The sequence below is a fragment of the Paractinoplanes lichenicola genome (assembly GCF_016785085.1).
Taxonomy (GTDB): Bacteria; Actinomycetota; Actinomycetes; order Mycobacteriales; family Micromonosporaceae; genus Actinoplanes; species Actinoplanes lichenicola.
The window spans coordinates 719824-736067 of the sequence record NZ_JAENHO010000003.1; the positions used below are offsets into that span (position 1 = coordinate 719824).

Sequence of the window (16244 nt, forward strand, 5' to 3'; positions counted from 1 at the left end):
CTTGACCGCCTTCACCGTCCTGCACGTGTGCATGGGCAACATCTGCCGGTCCCCGATGGCCGAGCGCCTGCTGGCCCGGGCCGTCCGCGACCGCACCGGCGAGCAGGGCGACCAGCTGGTGCACAGCGTCAGCGCGGGCACCGGCGGCTGGCACGAGGGCGAGGAGATGAACCCGCCCGCCGCCCGCCAGGTCAAGGCCCGCGGCGGCTCCGACACCGGCTTCGAGGCCCGCAAGCTGCGCGGCGACTTCATCGACGAGGCCGACCTGATCCTCACGGCGACCGCCGACCAGTACGACTACGTGGTCGCCCTGCGCCCCGACGCGGCCGCCCGCACGTTCGTCACCGGCGAGTTCGGCCGGCTGCTGGGCGCGGTCGACGCGAGCGCGCTCCCGCCGGGCGAGCCCAAGCCCGAGGCCGTACGGGCGCGCGGGGCCGCCATCGTCGCCGCCGTGCACGTGCTGCGGGGCGACGACGGGCCCCGGCCGTCCGACGACCTCGACGACCCGTGGGGCCGCGGCGACCAGACCTTCCAGCGCGTCGGCGACGAGATCGAGGACACCACGGTCCCGTTCGCCAAGCTCCTGCTCCCGTGACCGTCGTCAGTCCCGACGCCGAGGGGCTGCGCCGCGCCGTCGAGGTGCTGCGGGCCGAGTCGGTGGTCGCCTTCCCCACCGAGACCGTCTACGGCCTGGGCGCGAACGCGTTCTCCGAGCGCGCGGTGGCCGAGATCTATCGCCTCAAGCGCCGCCCGTCGTGGAACCCGCTGATCGTGCACGTGGCGAACGTCGAGGCGGCCCGGGGCCTGGCCGAGAGCTGGCCCGGCACCGCCAACGAGCTGGCCGCCCAGTTCTGGCCCGGGCCGCTCACGCTGGTCGTGCCGCGGGCCCGCCGCCTCGAGGGCGTGGGCGCGAGCAACGACACCATCGCGATCCGGATCCCGGCCCACGAGGTGGCGCTGCGCCTGCTCGAGGCCTCCGGGCTGCCGCTCGCCGCGCCCAGCGCCAACCGCTCCGAGAGCATCTCGCCGACCACCGCCGAGCACGTGCTGCGCAGCCTGCCCGACGTGCCGCTGGTGCTCGACGGCGGCCCGGCGTCGTGGGGCATCGAGTCCACGGTCGTCGACGTCACCGGCGAGACCCCCCGGCTGCTGCGACCGGGCGCGCTGCCCCTGCGGGCGATCCGCGACGTGGTCGGCCTGATCCTCCTGCCCGACGAGGGCCCGGCCGACGGCGCGGTCCGCTCCTCGCCGGGCATGAGCCGCCGCCACTACGCCCCGCGGGCCACGTTGCGGCTGGTCAAAGAGGTGGATCAGACCGGTCTGTCCGGCCCGGTGGGAGTGCTCACGTACGAGGGGGCCGACGTCGAGGGCGCCGAAGTCCTCTCGGCCGACCCGCGCGAATACGCCGCCGACCTCTACGCGGCCCTGCATCGCCTGGACGACGCCGGGGTGGCGACGATCCTGGTGCGGGAGCCGCCGCAGACCGAGGACTGGCTGGCCGTCCGCGACCGCCTGGGCCGCGCCGCGGCTAAGTAGCCTTCGTTGTCTCCGCGCCGCGGGCGATGTTGCGGGCCATGCCGTTGAAGATGATGCCGTGGAAGGGCAGGACGGCCGCCCAGTAGGCGTGGCCGGCCAGGCCGCGCGGCACGAAGACGGCCCGCTGGCGATAGACGCTGCCGCCGTTGCCGTCGGGGGCGGCGCGCATCTCGAGCCAGGCCCGCCCCGGCACGCGCATCTCGGCCCGCAGCCGCAGCAGTTTGCCCGGCTCGATCTCCTCGACCCGCCACCAGTCCAGCGCCTCGCCCACCCACAGGCGCTCGCGGTCGCGGCGGCCCCGGCGCAGGCCCACCCCGCCGGCCAGCCGGTCCAGCCAGCCCCGTACGGCCCAGGCCAGCGGGAACGAATACCACCCGTTCTCGCCGCCGACGCCCTCGATGACCCGCCACAGCGCCTCGGCCGGGGCCCGCACCGCGCGGCTGCGCTCGTCGACGTAGACGCTGCCGCCGGACCAGTCCGGGTCGCTCGGCAGGGGTTCGGCCGCCCAGTCCCGGCCGGCCGCGTTCGACCAGCGGGTCTCCACGTCGGCGTCGCGGATCTTGCCGAGCGCGACCCGGACCGCCTGCTCGAAGCCGAGCGGCTCGCCGGGGGCGTACTCGCGGATGTCGTTCTCGTGGGCCACGGCCTCGTGCACCAGGCTTGCCACCAGCGGGCGGGCGATCGCGTTGGGCACGGGGGTGACCACCCCGACCCAGTGCGACGACAGCCACGGGCTGAGCGGCCGCAGCGGCACGATCACGCGGCGGCGCAGGCCGGCCACCCGGGCGTAGCCCTGCATCATCTGCCCGTACGTGAGCACGTCGGCGCCCCCGACGTCGAAGCCGCGGTTGACCTCGGGCGGCAGGCCGGCCGCGGCGATCAGGTAGCGCAGCACGTCGCGGACGGCGATGGGCTGGATCTGGTTGCGCACCCAGCGCGGGGTGACCATCACCGGCAGCCGCTCGGTCAGGTAGCGCAGCATCTCGAACGACGCCGAACCGGAGCCGATGATCACCGGGGCCCGCAGCACGGCCGTCGGGACGCCGCTGGCGAGCAGGATCCGCGCGACCTCGGCCCGCGAGCGCAGGTGCGGCGAGGGCTTGTCGCCGGGCGGCGGTTCGGGGCCGCCGAGGTAGACGATCCGCGCGACGCCGGCCGCCCGGGCCGCGGTCGCGAAGTTCGTCGCCGCCTCCCGGTCGAGCTTCTCGAAGTCGGCCCGGCCCAGCGAGTGGACCAGGAAATACGCGACGTCGACGCCCGCCAGGGCGGCCGGCAGCGTCCCGGCTTCGTTCAGGTCGCCCTCGACCACCTCGGTCCGGCCGGCCCACGGCACGTCGCGCAGACGGCTCGCGCCGCGGGTCAGGCAGCGCACCTCGTGGCCGGCCTCGAGCAGGCGCGGCGCGAGCCGCCCGCCGATGTATCCCGTCGCACCCGTCACCAAGCACCGCATAAACACAGACTGTGCCCTCGGAATGACCTGGTGAAGCCATATGCTCGAATCGGCAGCGCGGCCTACTCGGGGGAGGGCACGTGGACACGTTCTGGGGGCCGGATTTCGGCGCGCTCGAGAGCGCCGATCCGGAGATCGCCCGGGTTCTGCTGGCCGAGGTCGAGCGGCAGCGCACCGGCCTGCAGCTGATCGCCAGCGAGAACCTCACGTCGCCGGCCGTGCTCGCCGCGCTGGGCTCGACGCTGGCCAACAAGTACGCCGAGGGCTATCCGGGCGAGCGCTACTACGGCGGCTGCCTCGAGGTCGACAAAGCGGAGCGGCTGGCCGTCGAGCGGGCCAAGGAGCTCTTCGGGGCCGAGCACGCCAACGTACAGCCGCACTCGGGCGCGGCGGCCAACCTGGCGGCGTACGCGGCCCTGGCCGAACCCGGCGATCCGGTGCTGGCCATGAAGCTGCCGCACGGCGGGCACCTGACCCACGGCAGCCGGGTCAACTTCAGCGGCAAGTGGTTCCACCCGATCGGCTACCGGGTCCGCCCCGACACCGAGGAGATCGACTACGACGAGGTGCGCGACCTCGCGCTGGCCCACCGGCCCAAGCTGATCATCTGCGGCGCCTCGGCGTACCCCCGTCTGATCGACTTCGCCCGGTTCCGCGAGATCGCCGACGAGGCCGGCGCCTATCTGGTCGTCGACGCTGCGCACTTCATGGGCCTGGTCGCCGGTCGGGCCATCCCGTCGCCGGTGCCGCACGCCGACGTGGTCACCTGCACCTCGCACAAGGTGCTGCGCGGCCCCCGCGGCGGCCTGATCCTGTGCCGGGCCGAGCTGGCCCAGCGGATCGACAAGGCCGTCTTCCCGTTCAGCCAGGGCGGGCCGATGATGCACGTCATCGCGGCCAAGGCGGTGGCCCTGCGCGAGGCGTCGCAGCCGAGCTTCCGCACGTACGCCCGGCAGGTCGTCAAGAACGCGCAGGCGCTGGCCGCGGGCCTGGCCGCCGAGGGGATGCGGCCCGTCGCCGGCGGCACCGACACCCACCTGGCGCTGGCCGACCTGCGCGGGCTCGGGGTGTCCGGCCGCGACGCCGAGACGAGGTGCGATCTGGCCCGCATCACGCTCAACAAGAACGCCATCCCGTACGATCCGGAGCGACCCGCGGTGGCCTCGGGCATCCGGGTGGGCTCGCCGAGCGTGACCACCCAGGGGATGCGCGAGGGCGAGATGCGGCAGATCGCCGCGCTGATCGGCGTGGCCGTGCGCAGCGATCCGGACACCGCGGGCGGGGCGTCCCGGCTGGCCGACGCCGCGGACGAGGTGGCTGCCCTGGTGCGACGGTTCCCGGCGTACGGGCGGCAGGAGGTGATGGCGTGAACACGGAGATCGATGAGTTCGAGCGGGAGCGACTGCGGGCGCTGGAGTTTCAGCGGCAGCAGGCCGAGGAAGAGGACAAAGACGACCTCTCCCTGCCCGATCTGCCTCCGCTCCCGGCCGATCCCCGCTGGCGAGTGGCGCACCTGCCGTTCCTGAGCGCGGTCTCCTTCGCCCTCCTGCTCTTCGCCGCCTCCATCGGTTTCGTCACCGGCGGGCCGGCCTCGGCGCTCGGCGCGTCGGCCGGCGTCATGATCGTGACCGTCAGCTTCACGATGTCGACGCTCGTCATCGCGTGGGCCGACACCGTTCGCCCGGCTCTGCTGATGCCGCTCGCCCTTTTTACATATGTTCTGAAGTACGGGGCACTCGGCGTGGTGCTGGCCTACGGCGTATCGACGACGTGGCCGGGTAAGAACGCGCTGGGGTACGGGATCGTCGCCGGCGTGGTCGTCTGGACTGCCGTTCAGGCGTGGTGGTTTCACCGAGTTAGTCGCCCGAACTGATCTTCTTACAGCCGTTTCGCCTCGTCAGCGCCCTATTCGTGGTTTGTTGACCACGAAACGGTGACGTGAACGGTTGTGTGTTGTCCGGTTATGGCGAAGGGGGAGTACCGTGTCCTTCCAGTTGCGAGACCCCTGACGCCTGGACAACTGCGGTTGTGCGGGGGGTCCCGCTTAGCCTCGTGTTTCCTGCTGATATCGTTCGGGCCGTCATGACCGGTCAAGAACCTCCCAGGAACCCCAGCGGTGACGACCAGCCCCCGCCCGACACGGGCATGGGAATGACGGCTGTCGCTTACCTCATCTCGGGCATGTTGGTGTGGGGAGCGATCGGTTGGCTGGTTGATCACTGGCTCGGCACCAAGGGCATCTTCGCCGGAATCGGCGCTGTCGTTGGTATCGGCGGCGGTGTCTACCTCATCGTGCGCCGTCTCGGCGCCTGACAGGAAAGGGCTACGGTGACCGGTCAGTCGACTGTTCTCGCAGCGGAAGTTCCGTTCCCGCCGAAGGTCGAGGACTTCTACCTGCCCAGCATCCTGCCGTGGGGCGAGCACAACTCGTATTGGTTCACGAAGATCACGGCGCTGCTGTGGATCTCGATCGCCATCATCATCATCTTCTTCCTGGTCTCGTACCGGAAGCCGGCGCTGGTGCCGACCAAGAAGCAGTGGATCGCCGAGAGCATCTACGGCTTCGTGCGGAACAACATCGCGGTCGACATGCTCGGCAAGCGCGGCATCAACTTCGCGCCGTACCTGACGACGCTGTTCGTCTTCATCCTGCTGATGAACTTCTGGGCCATCGTGCCGTTCGCGCAGATCTCGCCGAACTCGCACATCGCCTTCCCCGCCGTTCTCGCGGTCATCAGCTACGTGATGTTCATCTACATCGGCATGAAGCACCATGGCGGCCTGAAGTACTTCAAGCACGCGCTCATCCCGCCGGCGCCGTGGTTCATCCTGCCGTTGCTGATTCCGATCGAGTTCTTCTCGACGTTCCTCGTCCGGCCGTTCTCTCTCGCCGTCCGTCTCTTCGCCAACATGTTCGCCGGCCACATGCTGCTGCTGGTGTTCACGCTGGGCGGCTTCGCGATGCTGAACGCCAACGTGTGGTTCGCGCCGTTCTCGGTCGTCTCGTGGGTGATGACCATCGCCCTGACCTTCCTGGAGTTCCTGGTCATCTGCCTCCAGGCCTACGTCTTCACGGTGCTGACCGCGAGCTACGTCCAGGGCGCGCTCGCCGACGAGCACTGAGCAACTCCACGCATCACCCTGCATCACCCCGTTTGTCGTCCCGCGTGATCGTCACGCGAGATACCAGGAGGATCCTGAAATGCTCTTCGCCGAAGTTGTCGGTAGCACCGCTGCCATCGGTTACGGCCTCGCCGCCATCGGCCCCGGCATTGGTGTGGGTCTGGTCTTCTCGGCCTACATCCAGTCGACCGCTCGTCAGCCGGAGTCGTCCCGCCTGACCCTGCCGTACGTCTGGATCGGCTTCGCCGTTATCGAGGCGCTCGCGCTTCTGGGTATCGCCTTCGGCTTCATCTGGGCCGGCTAGTCACTCCCGTACTCCTCGTTGGGAGGTGTCCATGATCACCGAAGTTCTGACCGTCGCGGCTGAAGCCGGCGAGTCGGACCACAACCCGATCATCCCGCTGTGGCAGGAGGTCGTGCTCGGCCTCATCGCGTTCAGCATCCTGTGCTTCGTGCTCATGAAGTTCGTCTTCCCGATGATGGAGAAGACCTTCGCGGCGCGGGTGGACGCGATCGAGGGTGGCATCAAGCGCGCCGAGGCTGCTCAGGCCGAGGCCAACCAGCTCCTCGAGCAGTACAAGGCCCAGCTGGCCGAGGCTCGCACCGAGGCCGCGCGCATCCGCGACGAGGCCCGGGCCGATGCCGAGGGCATCCGCCAGGACATCCTGGCCAAGGCCCGCGAGGAGTCGGACCGCATCATCGGTGCCGGCCAGGAGCAGCTCGCCGCACAGCGCGAAAGCATCGTGCGTGAGCTCCGCTCCGAGGTCGGATCGCTCGCGGTCGACCTGGCCAGCAAGATCGTCGGCGAGAGCCTCGCCGACGAGGCGCGCAGCCGGGGCACGGTCGAGCGGTTCATCAACGAGCTCGGCCCGGCCGGCTCGGCGGGCGGGCGGCGCTGATGGCGTCGACCGCCGGTCAGCAGGCCACGGCCGAGGCGGGCGCCAAGTTCGCCGCCGGCACGGCCACCGCCACGAGCGGGCAGGTCGCCGCGGCCGCCGACCAGATCCTGTCGGTGGCCGGGCTGCTGCGCGCTCAGCCGCGGCTGCGCCGGGCGCTGACCGACCCGTCGCGCTCCGGCGCCGATCGGGGCGCCCTGATCCGCTCGCTGTTGTCAGGCAAGGTGGCCGAGGTCGTTCTCGACACCCTGGCGACCCTGGTGTCGGGCCGGTTCTCCCGGCCGGCCGAGCTGCTCGACGCCGTCGAGCGGCTGGGTGCCGACGCGGTGCTGGACTCGGCCCAGAAGGACGGCAAGCTGGCCGACATCGAGGACGAGCTGTTCCGCTTCGGGCAGATCGTCTCGGGCAACCCCCAGCTGGCCGTCACGCTCGGTGACGCCGGTGCGCCGCAGGAACGCCGGGTTAAGCTGGTGGAGGACTTGCTCAAGGGCAAGGCCCAGCCGGCCACGGTGCGGCTCGCCGAGATCGCTCTCGAGGGCTTCGGGGGTCGTGGCTTCGAGTCGTCGTTGACCCGGTTGGTGGAGCTGACCGCCGCGAAGCGGGACCGTGAGGTCGCGTACGTGACGGTGGCCCAGCCGCTCTCCGACGCCGACGAGCAGGCGCTGGCTGCCAAGCTGTCCGACATCTACGGTCGGCCGGTCTCGCTCAAGGTCGACGTCGATCCCGCGATCATCGGCGGCGTCAGTGTCCGGGTCGGCTCCGACCTCTACGACGGCACGATCCTGCGTCGGCTCAACGCCGCCAAGCAGGCATTCGCGAAGTAGATTTTCCTCGATCCCGCGGCGACGCGGATCGAGCAGGCCCCTCGGTGGCGGGAACGTCCCGAGCTAGACAGAGAAGGCAGAGGATGGCCGAGCTGACCATCTCCTCGGACGAGATCCGGGGGGCGCTAGAGCGCTACGTCTCGTCCGCTACCAATACGGTGACCCGCGAAGAGGTCGGCATCGTCTCCGATGCGGGCGACGGCATCGCGCACGTCGAGGGCCTGCCCTCGGTGATGGCGAACGAACTGCTCGAGTTCGAGGACGGCACGCTGGGTGTCGCCCAGAACCTCGACGTCCGCGAGATCGGCGTCGTGGTCCTGGGTGACTTCGCCGGCATCGAGGAGGGCCAGCAGGTCAAGCGGACCGGCCGCGTTCTCTCGGTTCCGGTCGGCGACGCCTTCCTCGGTCGCGTGGTCGACCCGCTGGGCCGGCCGATCGACGACCGCGGCGACATCGCCAGCGAGGGCGACCGCGAGCTCGAGCTCCAGGCTCCCAACGTGATGGCCCGCCAGCCGGTGAAGCAGCCGCTGCAGACCGGCATCAAGGCGATCGACGCCATGACGCCGATCGGCCGCGGTCAGCGCCAGCTGATCATCGGCGACCGCAAGACCGGCAAGACCACGGTCGCGATCGACACGATCATCAACCAGCGCGCCAACTGGGAGTCCGGCGACCCGGAGAAGCAGGTTCGCTGCATCTACGTCGCGATCGGGCAGAAGGCGACCACCATCGCCTCGATCCGCGGCACGCTGGAGGCCCAGGGCGCGCTCGAGTACACGACGATCGTCGCCGCTCCGGCCTCCGACCCGGCCGGCTTCAAGTACATCGCGCCGTACACCGGCTCGGCCATCGGCCAGCACTGGATGTACGCCGGCAAGCACGTCCTGATCGTCTTCGACGACCTGACCAAGCAGGCCGAGGCCTACCGCGCCGTGTCGCTGCTGCTGCGCCGCCCGCCGGGCCGCGAGGCGTACCCGGGCGACGTCTTCTACCTGCACTCCCGGCTGCTCGAGCGCTGCGCCAAGCTCTCCAACGAGCTCGGTGGCGGCTCGATGACCGGCCTGCCGATCATCGAGACCAAGGCCAACGACATCTCGGCCTACATCCCGACGAACGTCATCTCGATCACCGACGGCCAGATCTTCCTGGAGACCGACCTGTTCGCCTCGGGTGTCCGCCCGGCGATCAACGTCGGCACCTCGGTGTCCCGGGTCGGCGGCTCGGCGCAGGTCAAGGCGATGCGCTCGGTCTCCGGCCGCCTGCGCCTCGACCTGGCCCAGTTCCGTGAGCTGGAGGCCTTCTCGGCCTTCGCCTCCGACCTGGACCGCGCGTCGCGGGCTCAGCTCGAGAAGGGCGTCCGCCTGGTCGAGCTGCTCAAGCAGCCGCAGTACTCGCCGTACTCGGTGGTCGAGGAGGTCATCACGATCTGGGCCGGCACCACCGGCCAGCTCGACGACATCGACGTGGCCGACGTGCGCCGCTTCGAGCAGGACTTCCTGAGCTGGGTCAAGCGCAACCGCAGCGACACCTACACCGCGATCGACTCGACCGGCCTGCTGTCGGACGACGACATCGAGAACCTGAAGAGCGGCGTGACGGAGTTCAAGGAGCTCTTCAAGCGCGGCGAGACGGGTTCGGCGGTCAACGAGAACCCGGCCGAGCCGCTCGAAGAGGGCCGCCAGACGCGTGAGACGGTGACCCGCGAGGTTCCCCGTCCGGCCGAAGGCCACCCATCCAACCCCCCCGCCGCCGCCCCTAACTCGACTGAAGGCTGAGTCATGGCCGGTCAGGTACAGGCGCTTAGGCGGCGCATCCGCACCGTCAAGTCGACCAAGAAGATCGCAAAGGCGCAGGAGCTGGTGGCCACCAGCCGCATCGCCAAGGCTCAGGAGCGCGTTCAGGCTTCCAAGCCGTACGCGGAGGCGATCACCCAGGTCCTGACCGCCCTGGCGTCCAACGCGACGATCGACAACCCCCTGCTGGTCCCGCGCGAGCGGGTCCGGCGGGCGGGTGTCCTGCTCATCACCAGCGACCGCGGCCTGGCCGGCGCCTACAACGCCAACGCCATCCGCACCGCCGAGCAGCTGATCGAGCGGCTCAAGGCGGACGGCAAGGACCCGGTGCTCTACGTCGTCGGCCGCAAGGGCGTCGGCTACTACCGGTTCCGCAACCGGCCGATCGAGACCAGCTGGACGGGCTTCTCCGAGCGGCCGTCGTTCTCGGACGCCAAGGCGATCGGTGACGCCCTGCTGGACGCGTTCGTCGCGGGCGCGGACGACACCGACGAGACCTACGGCCCCGACGGGATCCAGGGCGTCGACGAGCTGCACATCGTCAGCACGCAGTTCAAGTCGCTGATGACGCAGAGCGCCGAGGCGCACTTCCTGGCCCCCATGCAGGTCGAGGAGCGCGAGGTCGAGCCCGGGCTGCGCCCGGCCTACGAGTTCGAGCCGGACGCCGACGAGCTGCTCGACGCGCTGCTGCCGAAATACCTCAACACGCGGATCTACGCGGCGTTGCTGGACTCGGCGGCCAGCGAGTCGGCCTCCCGGCGGCGGGCGATGAAGAGCGCGTCGGACAACGCGGACGACCTGCTCAAGCGGTACACGCGCGAGATGAACTCCGCGCGGCAGGCTGCGATCACCCAGGAAATCAGTGAGATCGTCGGCGGCGTCGAGGCGCTGTCCTCGGCAGGAAGTGATATGTGATGACTGCTGTAGCTGAGCCCACCAAGGCGGAGACCGGTGTCGGCCGCGTCGTCCGGGTCATCGGCCCGGTCGTCGACGCCGAGTTCCCCCGTGACGCCATGCCGGACATCTTCAACGCGCTGCACGTCTCGGTGACCCTCTCCGAGGGCACCAAGACGCTGACGCTCGAGGTCGCCCAGCACCTGGGTGACAACATCGTCCGCGCCATCTCGATGCAGCCGACCGACGGCCTGGTCCGCGGGGCCGAGGTCGCCGACACCGGCTCGCCGATCTCGGTGCCCGTCGGCGACGTGACCAAGGGCCACGTGTTCAACGCCCTCGGCGAGGTGCTCAACGTCGACCCGTCGACGCTGGACATCCAGGAGCGCTGGGCGATCCACCGCAAGCCCCCGGCCTTCGCCGACCTCGAGCCCAAGACCGAGATGCTGGAGACCGGCATCAAGGTGCTCGACCTCCTCGCGCCGTACGTGCGTGGTGGCAAGATCGGCCTGTTCGGCGGCGCGGGCGTGGGCAAGACGGTGCTCATCCAGGAGATGATCATCCGGGTGGCCCGCAACTTCGGTGGTACGTCGGTGTTCGCCGGTGTCGGCGAGCGCACCCGTGAGGGCAACGACCTCATCCTGGAGATGGAGGAGGGTGGCGTGCTCGACAAGACCGCCCTCGTCTTCGGCCAGATGGACGAGCCGCCGGGCACCCGCCTGCGGGTCGCCCTGTCCGCGCTGACCATGGCGGAGTACTTCCGGGACGTCCAGAACCAGGAGGTGCTGCTCTTCATCGACAACATCTTCCGGTTCACCCAGGCCGGTTCCGAGGTCTCCACCCTGCTCGGCCGCATGCCCTCCGCCGTGGGTTACCAGCCCACGCTGGCCGACGAGATGGGCGAGCTCCAGGAGCGCATCACCTCCGTCCGGGGCAAGGCCATCACCTCGCTCCAGGCGATCTACGTGCCCGCCGACGACTACACCGACCCGGCGCCGGCCACCACGTTCGCCCACCTGGACGCGACGACCAACCTCGAGCGGTCGATCTCCGACAAGGGCATCTACCCCGCCGTGGACCCGCTGGCCTCCAGCTCGCGGATCCTGGCGCCCGAGTTCGTCGGCGCCGAGCACTACGCGGTCGCCCGTGAGGTGCAGCGAATCCTGCAGAAGTACAAGGACCTGCAGGACATCATCGCCATCCTCGGCATGGACGAGCTCTCGGAAGAGGACAAGGTCACGGTGCAGCGGGCCCGCCGCATCGAGCGCTTCCTCTCCCAGAACACGTACGCCGCCGAGCAGTTCACCGGCGTCCCCGGCTCGACGGTCCCGCTCAAGGAGACCATCGAGGCGTTCAAGAAGATCAGCGAGGGCGAGTACGACAACTTCCCCGAGCAGGCCTTCTTCATGTGCGGTGGCCTCGAGGACCTCGAGAAGAACGCACACGAGCTGATGAAGGGCTGACGCCCACTCAGAGTCAACGAGGCCGCGCCGACTGTAATAGTGGGCGCGGCTTCGTCGTGCTCGGGAAAAGTAGTGTCCGTTTTGTTAGCTTGTGCGGCGATTCGGGGAGCGCTCGCTCGTTACTGTTGTCGGCGTCGGATCGAGGCATTGGGGAGCAAGTGGCGAAGAGCGGGAAACGACGCACGCCTCTGTGGGCGCGACTGTGCGCCATCTTCGGGTGCGTGCTCATGGTGGTCGCCGGTGGCGCCCTGGTGACCCAGCAGGTGCTGGTGTCCCGCTACGCCGGGTCGATCGAGACGCAGAACCTGCTCGGCGCGCCCGCCGCCAACGCCAACACCAAGGTGTCGGACATCAAGGGCCCGCTCAACATCCTGCTGGTCGGCATCGACCCGCGCACCGACGAGCAGACCCCGCTCAGCGACTCGATCATCGTGGCGCACATCCCCAAGGACATGAAGCAGGCATACCTGTTCTCGATCCCGCGTGACCTGGTGGTCGACATCCCGGCGTTCGAGAAGACCGGCTTCAAGGGCGGCCGCTCCAAGATCAATGCCGCCATGGGGTACGGCAGCGCGGTCGGCAACGGCAAGCACGACGTGGTGCAGGGCTTCGATCTGCTGGCCAAGACGGTCGGCCAGCTCACCGGCATCCCCGAGTTCGACGCCGGCGCCATCATCAACTTCAACGGCTTCAAGGCGATCGTCGAGGCCATGGGCGGCGTCACGATGACGATCGACCAGAACGTGAAGTCCGAGCACCTGCAGCCCAACGGCAAGCCGCGCCCACGCCTGGCCCGCTGCGCCGACAACTCGTGCTCCCACCCCTACTACGGCCCCCAGGCCGAATACAAGATCGGCACCAAGCATCTGCAGGCCTGGCAGGCGCTCGACTACGTCCGGCAGCGCTACGGCCTGCCCCGCGGCGACTACGACCGCCAGCGGCACCAGCAGCAGTTCATCAAGGCCATGGCCAAGCAGGCCCTCGGCAAGGACGTGGTGACCAACCCGGCCAAGCTCGACCGCGTGCTCAAGGCGGCCGGCAAGGCGCTGATCTTCGACGGCGGCGGCCACAACGTGGTCGACTGGGCCTTCTCGATGAAGAACATCCGCTCCGACGACATGACGCTGATCAAGCTGCCGGGCGAGTCGATCATGGTCAACGGCAACTACCGCGGCGAGGAGCTCGACGCCAGCGCGAAGGATTTCTTCACGGCGGTCCGGCAGGACACGGTGCAGGACTTCGTGTTCCGTAACCCGGAGTACATCAACAACAACGGCGCCTGACCGTGTGGGGGTTGCCACCCCCTACCACGGCGACCGGCGGCGCCGATTAGACTTCACCCATTCGGCGGTGCCGCCGGAGGTCAAAGCAGGCTCAACAGGAGGACAGCGTGGCCAACCAGCTGCCCGTGAAGGTCGTTGCCGTCGAGGAACGCATCTGGTCCGGCGAGGCCGAAATGCTCGTCGCGCGCACCACCGAGGGTGAGATCGGCGTGCTGCCCGGTCACTCGCCGCTGCTCGGCCTGCTCAAGGAGCCGTCGCAGGTGCGGGTCAAGCTCGCCGGGGGCGAGCAGCTCACCTACGACGTGTCCGGCGGTTTCCTCTCGATCGACGCCGACGGCGTGACCGTCCTGGCCGAGAGCGCCACGCCCGCCTCTCCCGAGTCTCGCTGACACCGGCGATGCGGGTTCTGGAAGTCTTCGGAATCTGCGTCGGTGCGCTGCTCCTTGTCCTCTTCGCGGTCTTCTTCCGCCGCCGGCTGCTCATGCTCGGCGGCGGGACGATCCGCTTGCAGATCCGCGTCACCACCCTCGTGCCGGGCCGCGGCTGGTCCCCGGCGATCGGCCAGTTCGCGGGGGGCACGCTGCGGATCCATCGCATGTTCAGCTTCGCCTTCCGCCCCAAACGCATCCTCGACCGGGCCACGACCGTGGTCGAGAGCCGGCGTCCCCCCGAGGGCCCCGAGCGCCTGACGATGCCCGGTCACTGGGTCATCCTGCGCCTCACCACCACCCTCGACGAGATCGAGATCGCCATGGCCGAGTCCACGGTCACCGGCTTTCTCTCCTGGCTCGAGGCCGCGCCTCCGGGCCCACCCGGCAGTGTCGCGCCCCGCCCGGTCATCCAGCCCCGCACGATCGAGCCGTGACGGCCTGATTGGCTCTCGCCGCCTCCGCCCCCGCGTTCTAGCGTCGAGGCATGCGGATCCGAATCGTCGATGCCTTCACCGACCGCCCGTTCGCCGGGAATCCCGCCGGAGTGGTCGTGCTCGACCGCTTTCCTTCGGACGAGTGGATGAGCCAGGTCGCGGCCGAGGTCAACCTCTCCGAGACCGCCTTTGTGCACCCGCTCGACGACGGCGAGGCCGACTACGCCCTGCGCTGGTTCACTCCCGCCGTAGAGGTGGCGCTGTGCGGCCACGCCACGCTGGCCACCGCCCACGTGCTGGCGGTCGACGGCACGGTCAGCTTCGCGACCCGCAGCGGCGTGCTCACCGCCACGGCCGGGCCCGACGGCTCCTACACGCTCGACTTCCCGACGGCGCCCCTGACCCCGCTGGCGCCCGACGCCAAGCTGCTCGACGTGCTCGGCGCCGCGCCCGTCTCGGTGCACCACACCGGCCCCAACACCGACGACGTGCTGCTGGAGCTGGCCGACGAGACCGCCGTACGGAATCTGACGCCCGACCTGGCCACGCTGGCCACCTACGACCAGCGCGGCGTGATCGTCACCGCCCGGGCCGACGACCCCGGCGCCGGCTACGACTTCGTGTCCCGCTTCTTCGGGGCCGCGGCCGGCGTGGGGGAGGACCCGGTGACCGGCAGCGCCCACACCGCACTGGCCCCGTTCTGGTCGGCCCGGCTCGGTGGGCGCACCGAGCTGGTGGGCTATCAGGCCTCCCGGCGGGGCGGGCTCGTCCAAGTCTCCCTACGCGGCGACCGCACCCTGCTGACCGGCAAGGCCGTCACCGTCATCGACGGCACACTCCACGCCTGACCCATCGCGGCGGTTGCTCATCAGGCCTGCGTAGAGGCGGTCGCGCAGGGCGTTGGCGGCCTGCTTGGGCAGGGCCCGGTGCAGGTCGCGCAGCACGACGCGGAGCAGCACGTTGACCTCGCCGTCGCGGATGCCGAGCCGCTCGCGGGAGGCTTCCGGCAGCGCGGCGGGCGGGGTGACCGACTCGATGGCCACCTCCTCGACCAGGTGGGCATCCGCCCCGAGCAGCTCCCGCACCCGATCGCCCAGCTCCTCGGCCGTCACGCCGGCGGGCAGGGCCACCGAGATGTCACGCCGGGCCGCGGGCTGGAGCGAGACGGGCCGGTACGGCGTCAGGTCGAGCAGTTGGCCGCTGACCCTCGGGTCGGTCGAGCGCAGCAGGCGGATGTCGTCGATGCCCTTCCGGAGCATCAGCAACCGGTCGAGACCGAGCCCGAGCGCCAAGCCTTGCCGCCCGGACCCGATGACCTGCCGCGCCGCGACTCCGCACTCGCCGATCTCGACCCAGGCGTTTCCCACTAGAGCCTCGATCTCCAGGCCACCGGTCGTGTAGGGATGGGCCGCCGGGTTGGCGCGCCACTCCGCGCCGGGCAGGACCGCCGCCACGACGGCCGCGACAAGCGCAATCAAGTCCCCGCCGAGTCCGAGTGAGTCGGCTTGGGTGGTGGGCTCGGTCGGGGCGGGTTCGTCGGCCGCCGCGGGTGCATCGGCCGGGGCGATCGGTATGGCCGGGGCGGGCTGCTCGGTCGGGCTGGGCGTTTCGGCGGGGGACGGGCCGACCCACCAGAGGTCGAGTTGGTGGGGCGTGCCGGTGTGCAGGCGGTCGATGGAGTCGCGGCGATAAACCATGCCCGGGCACACGATCAGCGCCTCGGTGACCGGCAGTTGCCGCAACGCGCCCGGAATGAGCGCGGATGTCTGAGACCGCAGCATCCGTCGCTCGTCCACATACCGGGTGTACCGGCTGTCGCGGGCCGCCGCCGATGGGCTGTAGCCGAGCCGGTCGTAGTTGTCGGCCACGTCGACGATGCGGTCACCGCGATGGACGATCACGGCGGCCTCCGGATATCGGGCGTGTGCCGCTGCGAGCACGGCATCGACGATCAGTTGGATCGCATGCGGGCCGGCTGCGGGGTCGGTGAGGTCGCGTACGGCCAGGTCGGTGGCGAGGGTCATCGGGCTCTCCTTGTCGGAAGGAGGCTGCCCACGCGAGAGGCCGGAACGAGAAATGGCCGCCCCGTGGGACGGCCAAGAGAAGTGCGCAGGTCA

The 16244-nt window shown here is 70.1% G+C and carries 18 protein-coding genes; 16 read left to right on the plus strand and 2 right to left on the minus strand.

The window, feature by feature from the left end:
- Position 1 precedes the first annotated feature (1 nt).
- Positions 2-595 carry an arsenate reductase/protein-tyrosine-phosphatase family protein gene (locus tag JKJ07_RS12520; protein WP_202991613.1) on the plus strand — a complete coding sequence of 198 codons (594 nt, stop codon included), beginning with the start codon at positions 2-4 and terminating at the stop codon, positions 593-595.
- Positions 592-1536, plus strand: coding sequence for an L-threonylcarbamoyladenylate synthase (locus tag JKJ07_RS51690; RefSeq protein ID WP_202991614.1), 945 nt, complete (start codon positions 592-594; stop codon positions 1534-1536). The genes JKJ07_RS12520 and JKJ07_RS51690 overlap by 4 nt, the downstream gene beginning before the upstream one ends.
- Here the strand turns inward: JKJ07_RS51690 and JKJ07_RS12530 are convergent.
- Positions 1529-2986, minus strand: coding sequence for an SDR family oxidoreductase (locus JKJ07_RS12530; RefSeq protein ID WP_202991615.1), 1458 nt, complete (start codon positions 2984-2986; stop codon positions 1529-1531). The two genes, JKJ07_RS51690 and JKJ07_RS12530, sit on opposite strands and share 8 nt — an antisense overlap.
- Before the next feature lie 80 nt (positions 2987-3066).
- On the opposite strand from JKJ07_RS12530, the gene glyA reads away from it, so the two are divergent.
- The 14 genes from glyA to JKJ07_RS12600 all read left to right on the plus strand — a co-directional run bounded on the left by glyA (position 3067) and on the right by JKJ07_RS12600 (position 14975).
- Positions 3067-4356: a serine hydroxymethyltransferase gene (gene glyA, locus JKJ07_RS12535; RefSeq protein ID WP_202991616.1), complete on the plus strand. Its 1290-nt coding sequence runs from the start codon at positions 3067-3069 to the stop codon at positions 4354-4356.
- Positions 4353-4859, plus strand: a complete 507-nt coding sequence (locus JKJ07_RS12540; RefSeq protein ID WP_307834222.1) for a hypothetical protein — start codon at positions 4353-4355, stop codon at positions 4857-4859. The genes glyA and JKJ07_RS12540 overlap by 4 nt, the downstream gene beginning before the upstream one ends.
- Before the next feature lie 209 nt (positions 4860-5068).
- Positions 5069-5299 (plus strand): AtpZ/AtpI family protein, encoded by a 231-nt coding sequence (locus JKJ07_RS12545; RefSeq protein WP_184955242.1) that lies wholly within the window; start codon positions 5069-5071, stop codon positions 5297-5299.
- 15 nt (positions 5300-5314) lie between these two features.
- Positions 5315-6109 carry a F0F1 ATP synthase subunit A gene (atpB, locus tag JKJ07_RS12550; RefSeq protein ID WP_202991617.1) on the plus strand — a complete coding sequence of 265 codons (795 nt, stop codon included), beginning with the start codon at positions 5315-5317 and terminating at the stop codon, positions 6107-6109.
- A 79-nt stretch (positions 6110-6188) separates the two neighbouring features.
- Complete coding sequence (locus JKJ07_RS12555) at positions 6189-6413, plus strand: ATP synthase F0 subunit C (protein WP_202991618.1); 225 nt, start codon at positions 6189-6191, stop codon at positions 6411-6413.
- Between the two features lie 31 nt (positions 6414-6444).
- A complete protein-coding gene (locus tag JKJ07_RS12560; protein WP_202991619.1) occupies positions 6445-7008 on the plus strand; it encodes a F0F1 ATP synthase subunit B in 564 nt (187 codons plus the stop codon).
- Entirely contained in the window at positions 7008-7829 is an 822-nt protein-coding gene (locus JKJ07_RS12565) for a F0F1 ATP synthase subunit delta (RefSeq protein ID WP_202991620.1), read from the plus strand. The genes JKJ07_RS12560 and JKJ07_RS12565 overlap by 1 nt, the downstream gene beginning before the upstream one ends.
- Positions 7830-7912: 83 nt before the next feature.
- Entirely contained in the window at positions 7913-9604 is a 1692-nt protein-coding gene (gene atpA, locus JKJ07_RS12570; RefSeq protein WP_202991621.1) for a F0F1 ATP synthase subunit alpha, read from the plus strand.
- A gap of 3 nt (positions 9605-9607) precedes the next feature.
- On the plus strand, positions 9608-10537 hold the full coding sequence (locus JKJ07_RS12575) for a F0F1 ATP synthase subunit gamma (RefSeq protein WP_184955248.1): 930 nt from the start codon (positions 9608-9610) through the stop codon (positions 10535-10537).
- On the plus strand, positions 10537-11979 hold the full coding sequence (gene atpD, locus JKJ07_RS12580; RefSeq protein ID WP_202991622.1) for a F0F1 ATP synthase subunit beta: 1443 nt from the start codon (positions 10537-10539) through the stop codon (positions 11977-11979). Before JKJ07_RS12575 ends, atpD begins: the two co-directional genes overlap by 1 nt.
- Before the next feature lie 158 nt (positions 11980-12137).
- The gene (locus JKJ07_RS12585) at positions 12138-13262 is read left to right on the plus strand and encodes an LCP family protein (protein WP_438871390.1); all 1125 of its coding nucleotides are present in this window, start codon (positions 12138-12140) and stop codon (positions 13260-13262) included.
- A gap of 107 nt (positions 13263-13369) precedes the next feature.
- Positions 13370-13651: a F0F1 ATP synthase subunit epsilon gene (locus JKJ07_RS12590; RefSeq protein WP_202991623.1), complete on the plus strand. Its 282-nt coding sequence runs from the start codon at positions 13370-13372 to the stop codon at positions 13649-13651.
- A gap of 8 nt (positions 13652-13659) precedes the next feature.
- Positions 13660-14127: a DUF2550 domain-containing protein gene (locus tag JKJ07_RS12595; protein ID WP_202991624.1), complete on the plus strand. Its 468-nt coding sequence runs from the start codon at positions 13660-13662 to the stop codon at positions 14125-14127.
- A 50-nt stretch (positions 14128-14177) separates the two neighbouring features.
- A complete protein-coding gene (locus JKJ07_RS12600) occupies positions 14178-14975 on the plus strand; it encodes a PhzF family phenazine biosynthesis protein (protein WP_202991625.1) in 798 nt (265 codons plus the stop codon).
- Here JKJ07_RS12600 and JKJ07_RS12605 read toward each other — a convergent pair.
- The gene (locus tag JKJ07_RS12605) at positions 14907-16151 is read right to left on the minus strand and encodes a tRNA ligase subunit PheS family protein (protein WP_236028742.1); all 1245 of its coding nucleotides are present in this window, start codon (positions 16149-16151) and stop codon (positions 14907-14909) included. The genes JKJ07_RS12600 and JKJ07_RS12605 overlap by 69 nt on opposite strands.
- Between the last annotated feature and the right edge of the window lie 93 nt (positions 16152-16244).